Here is a 768-nt window from a genome sequence, read left to right as displayed (position 1 = left end):
TCGATGAGCCGAACCCGCAAGGCGACTCACCGAACCCGGTTCAGGAATGGTTTTTTGACCCGGCTTTTTTGAGACGCTTTTTAACTTCCAAGGATTTTCATCATGAACAACACCGCCCGCTTCCTCTCCATCGCTGCCGTTGCCGCTTTCGCCTCTTTCGGCGCACAGGCTGACGAAGCCGATGCTTCGCAATTCGCTACCAAATTTGAAACCAACCGCACCCGCGCTGAAGTGCAGGCAGAAGCCGCCAGCGTTGCCCAGACCCGCTCCATCGAGCCAGCAGGCTCGCGTGTGTTGACCTACACGTCCACGGCTGACCGCGCTGCCGTGCGTGCCCAGGCTGCCGAAGCCCTGCGCGCTGGCCAGATCCCTTCGGGCGAGCGTGGTTGATTCTTGTTGAATCCACGCTTCACACGTTTTCGTATTGCCAAGTACCTCGTCCCTATTTTTTGAATTTCACTGGAGTTTCACCATGAACAAGTCTGTCCGTTTCCTCTCTATCGCCGCTGTTGCCGCTTTCACTGCTTTCGGCGCCCACGCTGACGAAGCCGATGGTTCGCAATTTGCCCTGAAGTTCGACACGAACCGCACCCGTGCCGAAGTGGCCGCTGAAGCCGCCACCGTGGCCCAGACCCGCAGCATCGAGCCTGCTGGTTCGCGTGTGGTGACCTACACGTCCACGGCTGACCGCGCTGCTGTGCGCGCCCAGGCTGCTGAAGCCCTGCGCACTGGCAAGATCCCTTCGGGCGAATTCAGCGCCATGTAATT

The 768-nt window shown here is 59.2% G+C and carries 2 protein-coding genes; both read left to right on the top strand.

The window, feature by feature from the left end; translation table 11 throughout:
• Nucleotides 1-102: 102 nt before the first annotated feature.
• Complete coding sequence (locus ACODS0_RS28000; protein WP_121419970.1) at nucleotides 103-390, top strand: DUF4148 domain-containing protein; 288 nt, start codon at nucleotides 103-105, stop codon at nucleotides 388-390.
• An 82-nt stretch (nucleotides 391-472) separates the two neighbouring features.
• Nucleotides 473-766, top strand: coding sequence for a DUF4148 domain-containing protein (locus ACODS0_RS27995; protein WP_121419969.1), 294 nt, complete (start codon nucleotides 473-475; stop codon nucleotides 764-766).
• Nucleotides 767-768: the final 2 nt, after the last annotated feature.

The organism is Acidovorax sp. FG60, assembly GCF_057808995.1.
The sequence above is the reverse complement of the archived record's forward strand: the minus strand, read 5'-3'. Positions and strand labels throughout refer to the sequence as shown.